The organism is Chitinophagales bacterium, from assembly GCA_041392475.1.
Taxonomy (GTDB): domain Bacteria; phylum Bacteroidota; class Bacteroidia; order Chitinophagales; family UBA2359; genus JAUHXA01.
The window spans coordinates 508240-521277 of sequence record JAWKLZ010000003.1 but is presented as its reverse complement, the minus strand read 5'-3'; the positions used below and the strand labels follow the sequence as shown (position 1 = coordinate 521277).

Genomic DNA, 13038 nt, shown 5'->3' with positions numbered 1-13038 from the left:
CCATCTATGAAACACAAACTACCCATTATTCAAAGCCTATTTACATTCCTTCTACTTCTTTCCCTTCAAAATTCCATTGCACAAGACATTATGATGCAAGGTTGGTATTGGGACTATCCCAAAACAACCGATGGAAACAATTGGGCAGATACCATTGCAGCCAAAGCCACCGAACTTGCCAATGCAGGCATTACCCATGTTTGGTTGCCTCCGCTTTCTCGTGCAAGTTTTGGGAATGGCAGCAATGGCTACGACCCCAAAGATTTGTTCGATTTAGGTGAATTTGGAGGAGGCGCAACGGGTTTCGGAACTCGTTCACAATTGGACGATGTGATAGAATTGTTTGGAAATGTGGGCATTGAAGCCGTTGCAGATGTAGTTTACAACCATCGAGATGGCGGAATTCCCGAAACCAACCCTGCCGTTGAAGGTTGGATAGAAAACTACAACAGTACCAAGGTCAATGCAGGTGATGCACCTTTTCCATCCGATAGATTTCGCTGCATCTTGCCTTTGGGCGGTGCTTCTGGAAATAGTGCAGGAGATTATTACTTCAAAATTCGCTCGGCTTCCCAACACGCCAACTTCTACAACAAACCCTACAAGGTGTATATGCAAACCAATACGGTTGGCTTTCAAAACCAAACAGCCTTGACCGAAAGTGAACCCAATGGCGGCGGTGATTGTGGACAGGGCTTCAATGCCTTGACTTTGGGCGTGGATATGAACGCTACAACAGATGGAAGTGGCTGTTTGACAGATGAATTCAAACTGACCCTTTCAGCAAGTGATTTTGATGCTGCGGGAGATACACTCTACATTTTCCTTACCAACGCCAATGGAAATTATTCCGACCACTTCATTTATGGAATTTACTCCATTCCCTTAGCACAAGACATTCAAAGTCAAGTCGTTTACCAAACCTATACCGACTTCACCTCCCTGCCAAGTGGACGTGGAGGCATGAACTACAACTACTTCAGACCCAATGGAAACCCTACTTCTTTGAGTGGCGATACAGATGGAATGTGGTTTTTTTACGACTACGACCAAACCAAACAAGAAACAATAGACACCCTGCAGGAATGGAGCAAATGGCTTTGGGAAGATGTCGGAATTCGAGGCTATCGAATGGATGCGGTCAAACATTTCCCCTACGCTTTTACAGGCAATTTTATGGATTACCTCTACGACCAAGGCATTTATCCCAATATCGTAGTCGGCGAATATTTTGATACCAATGCGGGAACATTGAAGGGATGGGTGGACAATGTATTGAACGAAATGGATGCCGATACAAAAGATTCGATTAGCGTTCGAGCATTTGATTTTTCCTTGCGAAAAGCATTGAAGGATGCCTGTGATGCCTTTGGATATGATGCTCGTGACATCTTCAATGCAGGTATTGTAGATGGTGCAGGAGGTTCGGGTTTTCAGGCGATTACCTTCCTCAACAACCATGATTACCGAGAATCTTTTGACCCACCTGTTCAAAACGACCCAATTTTGGGCTACGCTTATTTATTGACCAACAATCAAGTCGGTTTGCCCTGTATTTTTTATCCCGATTACTACGGAACAGAAATTCCCAATTCGCCCAATGTGGCATTGAAGGAACAGATTGACGATTTGCTGCAAATCCACAAAGTCTATATCAACGGCTCGACAGGTCGTGATTATTTGAGCAGACACAGTACGCCCTATTTCCAAAATATCACCAACAATTTGCACAGTACCACCGTGATGTATCAACTCATGGGAACACCCACAGGCAATGATATCATCGTGGTCATCAACTTTGCAGGGGAAACGCTCGACATGACACATGGCGTAAACGTCAATGTCAACTTGCCGAACGGAACAATTCTGACCGATTTGACAGGCACAAGCAACACGCCTACAACGACCGTAACAGGCGGCAATATCACTGTTTCGATTCCTGCCCGTTCCTATGCCGTTTTTGGGGTAGATGTTTGCGGAGATTTAGACGCAACGATGGACGAAACCGAAGCAAGTTGTCATGGTGGCGAGGACGGAACGGCAACGGTTACGGCAACAGGTGGCACTGGAACCTATACTTACGAATGGTCAAATGGCGCAACTACAGATATGGCAACAGGTTTGACAGCAGGCGATTATACCGTCATTGTGGAAGACGAAAACAACTGCAAAATCACCAAATCGGCAACGATTACCGAAACCCAAAGTGCGGTCGAGAATCCTTCAACCTACGACCTTCAATTTGCGAATGAGCAAAAAGGATGCGGAATTGGCGAGCAATTTTGTGTCGACATCCAAATCAAAGCGGCAAGTGCTGCGCCCGATTTGGCAGTGGGTTCACACACGATTTGGGTCAATTACAACAAATCCGCCATCAACAATCCAACTTATACGGCTGCCAATTTCTTCAATTTGACCGCTTCGGGTGGAGGCGCAACCGAGTGTGAAATTTCGCCAGAAAACACCTACCAACCTTACTTCAAAACGGCAATGGATTCGGACGAAAGCGGTGCATTGGGCGATTGGAATGTCACCACAATAATGAACAGCAGCGGTTTTGTCTGCAATGCCGAATGTCCGATTGTGAACAACACCGATTGGGTCAGTTTCGGAACGATTTGTTTTGATGTTGTGGACGGTGCACAAACGAGCGATTTATCTTTTGATGCAACATTAACGGTCATTAACCAAAGTAACGACGAACCGCAACATACGGCTAATACACTTGGTACGCTGGACATTCTGCCTTCTGCAACTTCTCCAATGGCAGATGCTGGTCAAGATGTGACGATTTGTGAAGGCAACAGCACACAGTTGGGCGCAACAGGTGGCGATTCCTACACTTGGACTCCTGATGATGGCAGCTTAGACGATGCGAGCATTGCCAACCCAACAGCAAGCCCCACTTCTACAACGGTTTACACAGTCGTAGTGACCGACTCCAATGGCTGCACAGACAGCGCACAAGTGACGGTGAATGTGGACAATTCTGCCAATTGCTGCCCCGATGGCGTGTCGGTCGAATACGAAAATACCAACAACTTACCCACTTTGACCCAAACTTCGGACTTTATTCGTGCGGGAAATCTGAACAGCAATGGAAATGTGGTGGTACAGAATGGTCAGACGATAACCTTTCAAGCTACCAACTCTGTACAATTGGAGGCAGGTTTTGAAGTGGAAAATGGAGGTGTTTTTGCTGCAATTTTAGAAGCTTGTAATGCTGCACCTTTGGTGGAAGTAGCTGCAATGGAGGAGAATACGGAAACAACTTCCTCCAAAACTACTCTGCAAGAAATTTCTGCAACGGTTTATCCCAATCCCTTCAATGAGTCCACGACCATCGAATATTTTTTGCCGCAAAACGATAGCCCTGTTACTTTGAGCATTTACGACTTGTCGGGCAAAGTGGTGCAGCATTTGATTAACAACCAATTGCAGCAAGCAGGTCGGTATCGGGTGACTTTTACACCTTGTGATTTGGCGGATGGGGTGTATGTTTGTGTGTTGCAGGTTGGAGGGGATAGACGGGTAGTGAAATTATTGAAGGGGTAATTTTATCTGAATTTTGCTTATTTTGCAGGTAAAAATTCAAAAATGTATATCGAAAAGGTAAACATCAAAAACATACGGTCTATTCGGGATTTTGAAATGGTATTTTCTGAGCCTGCGGGTTGGCATGTGTTAATTGGCGACAATGGTTCGGGAAAATCGAGCGTAGTTCGAAGCATTGCAGCAACTTTGATAGGTCCTGAACAGATAACGGCTGTTTTACCTGTATGGGAAGATTGGTTGAGTAAAGGACAAGAGGATGGTGAGATTCACTTAGAGTTATTACCTGATTGGGAGGTAGATTCAATAGGGAGAGGGCAACCTCCTAAAAATAAACTCATTGTGAATCGGTTTACGCTAAAAAAAACAGAAAATGGAAAAGTAAAACTTTCTACCAATATTTACCAAAAAACGCTATCGCCTCGAAACTACAATTGGGGAGACAATTCGGGTTGGTTTTCGGTGGCTTATGGGCCTTTTCGGAGATTTACAGGAGGGGATGAACGAAAAAACAAGGTTTTTCATGCTTCGCCAAAAGCAGGGGCACATTTGAGTGTATTTGGAGAAGATGTAGCCTTATCAGAAGCTTTGGATTGGCTAAAAGAACTGGATAACAAACGTTTGCGAGAAAAGGAGGAGTATTTAAAAGAATCAGGTAATTTTACCATTGAAGAACCACAGCAAACCTATATTTCTGCAAATGCGCTTATTTTGGATAAACTTAAACGTTTTATTAATGAAAGTGGATTGCTCCCTCACAATGCTCAATTCAGCGATTTTGATGTGAATGGGAATGTCATTTTTGTAGATGGTAGAGGAAACTTGATTCCTATTGTAGAAATGAGTGATGGCTATCGTTCTGTATTGAGTATGATTTTGGAATTGATACGCCAATTAATCGCAACTTACGGCGCTTCCAAAGTATTCAATAGCGATTTTGAAGAAGGGAAAATCAGTTTGTCTGGCGTTGTTTTAATAGATGAAATAGATGCTCACCTTCACCCTACTTGGCAGACTCGAATTGGTGAATGGTTTACCAAATATTTCCCCAATATTCAGTTTATTGTGACCACACATAGTCCTTTGATTTGTCGGGCTTGCGAAAACGGAAGTATCTGGCGATTGACTGCTCCAGGAAGTGACGAAAATCATGGAGAAATAACGGGGATTGAAAAAGACAAGTTGATAAGTGGCAACATTTTAGATGCTTATGGTACGGAATTGTTTGGTCAATCACCTGTACGTTCTGTAAAATCAGATGAAATGTTGGAAAAATTGGGCAAGTTAAACATTGAATATGCACTAGGTAAAATTACCGAAGAAGAAGACAAGGAACGACGTAAACTTCAAAAAATCCTATCTACCGATGATCCAATTGGCTTCTAATGACATCTCCCAAACAACCAAAGATAGGTTGAGTGCGCTGCAAAATCAAATAGACAGAGAAGCTACTTTTGCGGAAAAAGCAGAAAAAGCAAAAAGTCTTTGGAGCGGCAAAAGCGGCTCTAATGCTGGGAAAGCTGCTTTTGATGATGTTAAATCCGTTTTGGAAAGTATGTGCGTGTCTGTTGAGGTCTGCAATTATTGTGAACAGAATGAAGCCAATGATATAGAGCATATTGCTCCCAAATCTTTTTTTCCTGAATGGGCATTTGTATGGGATAATTATCTTTTGGCTTGTAAGCAGTGCAATTCTGGCTATAAACTGGACAAATGCCATGTTTTGGATGATAGTGGTATATTGTACACTACTGAAAGAGGCAATGAACCGATTCACAAAACGCATTGCTTCATCAATCCAAGAACGGAAAACCCCAATGATTTTCTGATTCTCAACATGATGACCTATACTTTTCAATGTGTGCCTGGACTTACAACAAAGGACAAAAATAAAGCTGAAAAGACGTTGGAGATACTTCAACTCAATGAAAGAGATAAGTTAATTGAAGCAAGAAGAAAAGCTGCTATTTATTACTACGACCGCTTGGAGCGATTGACCAATGTTTTGGAAGCTACAACTCTTCAAGAAGTAACTCAAATACTGACACCTGCCGACAACCCTGTTGATTTAAAAATGGATTTGACTGCCAACCAAGAAATCATAAAACAGAATATCAAAAATGACATCCTTACACACCAACATCCGTCTGTGTGGTACGCTATTAAAACAGTGGGAAGAATTGTTAATGTGCAATGGAGTAATTTATTCAATCAAATTCCCGAAGCTCAAAACTGGTAAAGCTTTTTCGTTATTTTCAACTTGATTAACAACCAATTGCAGCAAGCAGGTCGGTATCGGGTGACTTTTACACCTTGTGATTTGGCGGATGGGGTGTATGTTTGTGTGTTGCAGGTTGGAGGGGATAGACGGGTAGTGAAATTATTGAAGGGGTAATTTCCAAATCAAAATACAATGCATAATGATTAAAAATATTATTAAATCAATAATTAAATCTTTTCGTTTAAGAAATATTTCAAAAAAACTAGCACAACCACGTAATAAAAATGAAAAAAATGACTTTTTAGATGAATTAATAAATATTGGAGAATCTGATGAATATGTAAAGTTGGTATGCAGTGAATTTGGTGCAAATAGAAGTACTTTAAAAGAAATTTATAGTCTGCTACTGAGAGCAGGTGCAGGACAGTATGCTGGGGGGCATTATGTAGCTGCGTCAAGTTTAGTTTATCCTTTAACTCTAAAGTTTCTCTTAGAAAACTATGATGGCAAACAATTCTCTATTGATAATTGGAGTAGCTACAATTCTTTGTTATTTATTGCTAATAGATTGATTGAGTATTTTGAAAATAGAGAAATGAGTGAAGTAAAATATTAATTTTTCTTCTATTTACAGAAATTAGTTCATCAAGGCTGTTGTTGGTAGATGGATAGAGTCTGTATTTTCCAGTAACTCCATATTGACAATTTTTTCTTACCTGCAAATACGAGTCTAAAATGAAATATCTATTCCTCATAATCATCACTTTTCTCCTAAATCATCAAACACTCCCTGCCCAACAAACAGAAATTATTGAAGGCCAACTCTATTGGAATATGCATCACTTTGAAGGTTTTTATGGATTAGAGGACTCCATCGTTCAAATGATTGAAGACAGTATACAGAGTTTTGCAGTAAAGTATAAGGGAAATGAAGAGTTAAAAGAATTTCTTGAAGATTACCGTTTCTTGAAAGCAAAAAATCTGCTGCACAAACCTTGCAAATACCTACTTACTGAAAACAAGCAGCCTATTCGGGTTTATTTTACCGAAGCTGACTTTTTGAAAATAGAAGAAACCAGGTGGTTCTCAAAAATGAAAGTGGAAAGGAAGCAAACTTACCTAAAAATGAAGATGAACAGAATCAAAGAAAAAACTTTTTTTTGTGAAGAAATTTTGGAAACTGTACAGGAGTAGTTGGTTATGGCAAATAGTTGGTTATGGCAAATAGGTGCTTACAAAGTGACTTTCACGCCTTGTGATTTAGCAGAGGGAGTGTATGCTTGCAGATTGGAGAGAACAGACGGGTAGTGAAATTGTTGAAGGGATAGAGAAACACAATTGTATATTGGGAATAATTTTTTTATATTGCAGTTTTACTCCTACACAAAACTATTTTCCCCATGAGGTTTTTGATTGTTACTTTTCTTTGTTTTTTGGTAGAAAATATAGGTGAGTGAAAAGTTATTTGCATTCAAACAACAAATCAAATGAAAAAATTTATCCCATTATTACCCTTATTCATCGTTTCTTTCTTTACCACTAACTGCAATACTCTAAAAGGTCACTGAGGAATCAGTTAAAATATCGAAGATGCGAAAAAGCGAAAAGTTTTTGTTTGCAAGTATAATCTGGAAAATACATCCCGAATTAATCCTCAATCTCCACTATCAATTGAAGAAATAGAAGCAGAATATCAGAAGAATCATTCAAAGATTATGGAAATACTTGGATGATGATGGTTGGTGAAAAAGAAATATTACCTTCTTATCGGGGAACAACTCATTTTTCACAAAATAAAATGTTTTCAGATAGCATAAAAATAGATATTTATGCACTGGAAAAACCTTTCCAATTTATGAATCCAAAAGAAATAGTGAATGAGGAAAAAATATTGGGAAGTTTTGTTTTGAAAAAAATATAAGATAAAAACTCCCTATTTCTAAACTATATGATACAAAAGTGCCTTCCACAATAGATTATCGAAAAACCAGACTTCAAAGAGAACACTCAAGTATGTCATGGTTGTGCGTTTCGATTCGACTACAGTAAATTTAGACATCAGAAGTTTTGAAAACTTCTGATGTCTTTCCATTCTATCTCTCCCCAATATATCCCAAAATTTCCCTACCTTTATCCTACTCCCAAAAACTTTGGTATCAAAATTGAACAGTAAGGCTTGAACACAGCAATCTGAAAAATACCCCAAAAATTCCCATTCTACAAACAAACGATGCAATGGACTGCGGGCCCACCTGCCTGCGAATGATTGCCAAATACTACGGCAAACACTATTCGCTGCAAACCTTAGCCCTTCGATTGACCTTCAAATAAGCCCTTCAATACATTCTCCCCAAGGCTAAACCATACATTTCCCAACAAAATCCTTCCTTTTCTCAAAAAAACACATACCTTTTAGCTAAAATTCATTTTTTAAGCAAAAAACCAAATAATTTAATAACAATACTATTTAGTGTTACGGCATTGAATTTTGGGTTGTTACTGCAATTGTAGTTTATTGTTTGTTGAAGTTTTTTCGATGTAATTGATATGATTTTTGGGTATATTTGTAATGATTTTGTCATTTTTTGATAAAAACACAGTTTTTTTAAGTAGTTGATACACAGTTTTTTTTTTTTGATGAATTTCTGTTATATTTGAAGCGAGTTCAATAGAATGATTGTCGACAAATTTTTTGAAGGGCTTGTATTATTTTTTTTAACAAAAAATTTATTATTATGTTATTAGAAGCAGTAATTTCTAAAAAAGAAATGTTTATGAAGGAAGCAACACAAGAACTCGAAAAATTCTTTCAAGTTGCAGTAGTATATCAAAAGAAAACCAATAAACCAGCAAGAATGATGTCATGTATTGTGGATGAAGCATGGCATCAAATTTTAAAAGATGAGTTGGGTTATCAAAACTTTTGTAACAATGTGGTAGGACAAGTACTTCCTCATAACCAAGTTAAAGGTTTTGGAGTTATTGGTTGGACTTCAATTTATGAGGATATGTTTGGTCAATTGCCAGAAATTTGGTTTAGAAATAGTGATGGTGATTTAGATAGTAATACCTACCAAAAGTATCTTAAAACTGGTATTATTGAAGCTGCTTGGGATTGCACCCCTTATAATCCAGATTTTCCAAAGTAACTAAAAATAATAAAAATTAACTCCATTAAAAAATACCCTGCTTTCATAAGAGTAGGGTATTTTGTATATTAAAAATTAAATACTCATTAATTTTAATTAGATTGTTTTCGACTTTCAATATTTCAAAGTTTGATGGTTTTTCTTAATAATAGATTTTGGTTAAATTAAGTCAATGAAAACAGAAATGATATTTTTAATAAAAACTTAACACTGTGCAAATGAATATTATATTTAGAGCAAATAATATTGATGATGAAAAAAAAATAGCTGAATATCCTAGTAGACTTGCACGACTATGACAGCCAATCATTTAGTTGTTTTTAAATTTGTTACGTGCAATAAATAGATTATTTATTACAAATGAATAATTTGTTCCTTTATAAAAATAACACTAACATTAATTCTATCAGCTTGATAGTTCTAAATGATAATTCCATAATCCTGCACATATTCCAATTATTCTATTCTTTAACTTTTCGCATTTAATGCGACATCTATTTTTCAAAATCCGAAATTTCTTCATCTTACCTATAGCATGCTCTACAAAAATACGTTCTCTACTTACTGCCTTATTTGACTCTTTTTGTTCTGCTGTAAATTCTGGATTTGGGTTCTTTTTGCTTTTTCTTGGTTTTTTCTCTCCCACCACTAATTCTTTTATTTTGTACAACTTATCTATACCTATAAAACCTAAATCCACCAATACTTTGCATTTTTTAAACCAACCCTTTATAGGGGAAATTCTTTTTTAAATTCCAAAATCTACATTACGCCCAGGATATAATTTACTTACATAATAAATTTTCGTTTTTTTATCTGACAATAATAAACAGACATCCGTATGTGTCCCTTTTTTACCACTATACTTATCCCTCTGGTTATCATATCCTTTAGGACGCTCTGTCAATGTTTCAGTGCCATCAAAAATAATTTCTTTTGCATCCGATACATGAAACTCAAATTCTTCTACGCTTTCAAAACTTCGCTTGGGCATGACTTTTTTTTTCCAATGTTAATTCCAATAATCTCGAAAAACGATCAAAATTATCATGTGCTGTTGAGCCTGCCATATTAAAAACACAGCCTAATGAACCCCATATTAAATCATTTTTTATTTGAAACAAAACAAAAAAAAGACTGTCGTCTAATCCTTTAAATTTTGGAGGTTCAGTAACATTTTCTTCAACATAATCTTCATATGATTGATTATACTTTGAATAAAATTCAGCTTCATAATCTGACAATAGTTGATAGAACTCTTCCTTACTTTTGCCTGTTGCATCTTTAAATTGACGTTCTGTGGTTATTTGTCGGTAATTCATCATTCCTTTTTTTTGCAATTTACATAAATTCCTATAATTTATAGTCGAACAGGTCTATTATTTACACCTTCTTCGTATTTAAAAATTATGTTTTCGCAGAATAGGATTTTTTCTTTCTTTGAAATACTATTAAATCTTTTTTTCTAAATATCTCTACATGAATAAGGCATATAAAAAGAGTATAGCTAAAAGAATTTAAAGGATTGTTAATATTATAAGTAGAAAAAAACAAAGAGTTACTTTTTTTGGAAGGACTAATATAAGGACAATATCTCTCTAAATTACTAGACCTGTTCGACTATAAATTATAGGAATTTATGTAAATTGCAAAAAAAAGGAATGATGAATTACCGACAAATAACCACAGAACGTCAATTTAAAGATGCAACAGGCAAAAGTAAGGAAGAGTTCTATCAACTATTGTCAGATTATGAAGCTGAATTTTATTCAAAGTATAATCAATCATATGAAGATTATGTTGAAGAAAATGTTACTGAACCTCCAAAATTTAAAGGATTAGACGACAGTCTTTTTTTTGTTTTGTTTCAAATAAAAAATGATTTAATATGGGGTTCATTAGGCTGTGTTTTTAATATGGCAGGCTCAACAGCACATGATAATTTTGATCGTTTTTCGAGATTATTGGAATTAACATTGGAAAAAAAAAGTCATGCCCAAGCGAAGTTTTGAAAGCGTAGAAGAATTTGAGTTTCATGTATCGGATGCAAAAGAAATTATTTTTGATGGCACTGAAACATTGACAGAGCGTCCTAAAGGATATGATAACCAGAGGGATAAGTATAGTGGTAAAAAAGGGACACATACGGATGTCTGTTTATTATTGTCAGATAAAAAAACGAAAATTTATTATGTAAGTAAATTATATCCTTGGGCGTAATGTAGATTTTGGAATTCTAAAAAAGAATTTCCCCATAAAGGGTTGGTTTAAAAATGCAAAGTATTGGTGGATTTAGGTTTTATAGGTATAGATAAGTTACAAAATAAAAGAATTAGTGGTGGGAGAGAAAAAACAAGAAAAAGCAAAAAGAACCCAAATCCAGAATTTACAGCAGAACAAAAAGAGTCAAATAAGGCAGTAAGTAGAGAACGTATTTTTGTAGAGCATGCTATAGGTAAGATGAAGAAATTTCGGATTTTGAAAAATAGATGTCGCATTAAATGCGAAAAGTTAAAGAATAGAATAATTGGAATATGTGCAGGATTATGGAATTATCATTTAGAACTATCAAGCTGATAGAATTAATGTTAGTGTTATTTTTATAAAGGAACAAATTATTCATTTGTAATAAATAATCTATTTATTGCACGTAACAAATTTAAAAACAACTAAATGATTGGCTGTCATAGTCGTGCAAGTCTAATAAAGAAATCTTTGATTGGGTTCATTGGATTCTAAAAATATTATATACAGATTTAGGAATAGCTTTTGGTAAATTTTGGAAAGGGGAACACAAAAAATCTCTAAGGTCTGATAACTACATTCCTCAACCACCATATAATCTTTTTTCTATTAGAAGCTCTATAAAACCAGTTGATAAAAAATTTTATAAAATACCTCAATTAGAGAATATTTATTTGTCCTCTAATGATAATGGTGAAGATATTTTTTCAAAAATATTCAAAGACGAAAAAACATTAGCAATAGTTAAGGATATTACTATAGTCACGCATTTACCTAATCCTTCAAAGGAGGATATTACTATGCTTATAACTAAAATTGATGAGACAAGTTTAATAAATGAAATTGTGTGTTATACAGAGCATTACAGTAGTGAGATGTTTCGTGAAAATGAAGGTAAAAAAGAAAACTTTAGAAAGCTTTACCATAAATTTAAAGAAAAATATTTAAAAATATAAAAATGAATATCCATATAAATAATATATTAAAATCTATTGAATATCAATTGGGAACAAAAATAGATTCGCACCAAACATTGTCTGATAGGCGTGGATCTGTAGTTTTAAAGATTGAGAGTAATCATATGCAATCTCTTGTGAAAATTACTGATTTAAATTTTGAACACCCTGTTTTTTCCAAAGATGAAAAAAGAATTATAGCAGAAAGAGAAGTTACAATTTTGAAATATCTAAAAGAACAACGAACTTCTTTTGATTACTATATTACAGATGGCAGTTTAAATAACTATCACTGGTTATTAATGCGTTACATTCAAGGAGAATCAATCTTAGAAGTATTAAAGAAAACTTTTGCTGAGACTCCAAAAACCGAAGAATTTCAACAAAAAATAATCGTTTTATTTGTAAGCATACTTAAAAAAATCAATGAATTACATAAAGTAAACATACTTCATGGAGATATTCAACCTGCTCATTTTAAAATAGATACTAAAGGAGATGTTCATATTTTAGATTTTGAACTAAGTCGGTTAGTTAATGAAAAAACTCCCTTGTATGCTGGGGCACTTATGCATTTTGTAGCCCCCGAAATAGCAAAAGGAATGTTAGAAAAATCAAAATACATTGAATATGATATTTACTCAGAAACATATGCTATAATAGCCACCTTATTCTTTCTATACACAAAAAAAGTACCGATTAATTATGGTACAGAAAATATTAGAAAAATGTCTTTTTCAGACGCATTAAAAGCTGTATTAAGTAATCAAATACTATCATTTCCAGACTTGGAATTGAAGCCATTTCCCATTTTAGAACAGTTATTTGAACAAGGACTAAAAAGAGAAAAAAAAGATAGGTACAATTCAATAGATACAATATTGTCTGCTATTTTAACATAAATTTTTAATCAAAT

13 protein-coding genes and 2 pseudogenes are annotated in these 13038 nt (G+C 35.5%); 13 read left to right on the top strand and 2 right to left on the bottom strand.

Going from position 1 to position 13038, the window contains the following annotated elements:
• Nucleotides 1–6 precede the first annotated feature (6 nt).
• The 9 genes from R3E32_25120 to R3E32_25080 all read left to right on the top strand — a co-directional run bounded on the left by R3E32_25120 (nucleotide 7) and on the right by R3E32_25080 (nucleotide 8922).
• Nucleotides 7–3555 (top strand): T9SS type A sorting domain-containing protein, encoded by a 3549-nt coding sequence (locus R3E32_25120; protein MEZ4888033.1) that lies wholly within the window; start codon nucleotides 7–9, stop codon nucleotides 3553–3555.
• A 42-nt stretch (nucleotides 3556–3597) separates the two neighbouring features.
• Entirely contained in the window at nucleotides 3598–4938 is a 1341-nt protein-coding gene (locus R3E32_25115; GenBank protein MEZ4888032.1) for an AAA family ATPase, read from the top strand.
• Nucleotides 4919–5791 (top strand): hypothetical protein, encoded by an 873-nt coding sequence (locus R3E32_25110; GenBank protein ID MEZ4888031.1) that lies wholly within the window; start codon nucleotides 4919–4921, stop codon nucleotides 5789–5791. The genes R3E32_25115 and R3E32_25110 overlap by 20 nt, the downstream gene beginning before the upstream one ends.
• A gap of 21 nt (nucleotides 5792–5812) precedes the next feature.
• Nucleotides 5813–5947, top strand: coding sequence for a hypothetical protein (locus R3E32_25105; protein MEZ4888030.1), 135 nt, complete (start codon nucleotides 5813–5815; stop codon nucleotides 5945–5947).
• Between the two features lie 25 nt (nucleotides 5948–5972).
• Entirely contained in the window at nucleotides 5973–6389 is a 417-nt protein-coding gene (locus tag R3E32_25100) for a hypothetical protein (GenBank protein ID MEZ4888029.1), read from the top strand.
• 218 nt (nucleotides 6390–6607) lie between these two features.
• Complete coding sequence (locus R3E32_25095) at nucleotides 6608–6967, top strand: hypothetical protein (protein ID MEZ4888028.1); 360 nt, start codon at nucleotides 6608–6610, stop codon at nucleotides 6965–6967.
• 538 nt (nucleotides 6968–7505) lie between these two features.
• Nucleotides 7506–7694, top strand: a complete 189-nt coding sequence (locus tag R3E32_25090) for a hypothetical protein (protein ID MEZ4888027.1) — start codon at nucleotides 7506–7508, stop codon at nucleotides 7692–7694.
• A gap of 269 nt (nucleotides 7695–7963) precedes the next feature.
• Nucleotides 7964–8104, top strand: coding sequence for a cysteine peptidase family C39 domain-containing protein (locus R3E32_25085; GenBank protein MEZ4888026.1), 141 nt, complete (start codon nucleotides 7964–7966; stop codon nucleotides 8102–8104).
• A gap of 404 nt (nucleotides 8105–8508) precedes the next feature.
• Nucleotides 8509–8922, top strand: coding sequence for a hypothetical protein (locus R3E32_25080; GenBank protein ID MEZ4888025.1), 414 nt, complete (start codon nucleotides 8509–8511; stop codon nucleotides 8920–8922).
• Nucleotides 8923–9328: 406 nt separating this feature from the next.
• Here the strand turns inward: R3E32_25080 and R3E32_25075 are convergent.
• Both R3E32_25075 and R3E32_25070 read right to left on the bottom strand, forming a co-directional pair.
• Nucleotides 9329–9916: pseudogene (locus R3E32_25075) on the bottom strand (transposase family protein).
• Nucleotides 9897–10244, bottom strand: coding sequence for a hypothetical protein (locus R3E32_25070; protein MEZ4888024.1), 348 nt, complete (start codon nucleotides 10242–10244; stop codon nucleotides 9897–9899). Before R3E32_25070 ends, R3E32_25075 begins: the two are co-directional and overlap by 20 nt.
• A gap of 342 nt (nucleotides 10245–10586) precedes the next feature.
• On the opposite strand from R3E32_25070, the gene R3E32_25065 reads away from it, so the two are divergent.
• From R3E32_25065 to R3E32_25050, 4 genes and pseudogenes are all read left to right on the top strand, one after another.
• Complete coding sequence (locus R3E32_25065; GenBank protein ID MEZ4888023.1) at nucleotides 10587–10934, top strand: hypothetical protein; 348 nt, start codon at nucleotides 10587–10589, stop codon at nucleotides 10932–10934.
• Nucleotides 10915–11499: pseudogene (locus R3E32_25060) on the top strand (transposase family protein). Before R3E32_25065 ends, R3E32_25060 begins: the two are co-directional and overlap by 20 nt.
• A gap of 341 nt (nucleotides 11500–11840) precedes the next feature.
• A complete protein-coding gene (locus R3E32_25055; GenBank protein MEZ4888022.1) occupies nucleotides 11841–12122 on the top strand; it encodes a hypothetical protein in 282 nt (93 codons plus the stop codon).
• 2 nt (nucleotides 12123–12124) lie between these two features.
• Nucleotides 12125–13024 (top strand): protein kinase, encoded by a 900-nt coding sequence (locus R3E32_25050; GenBank protein ID MEZ4888021.1) that lies wholly within the window; start codon nucleotides 12125–12127, stop codon nucleotides 13022–13024.
• The last annotated feature ends 14 nt before the right edge of the window (nucleotides 13025–13038 follow it).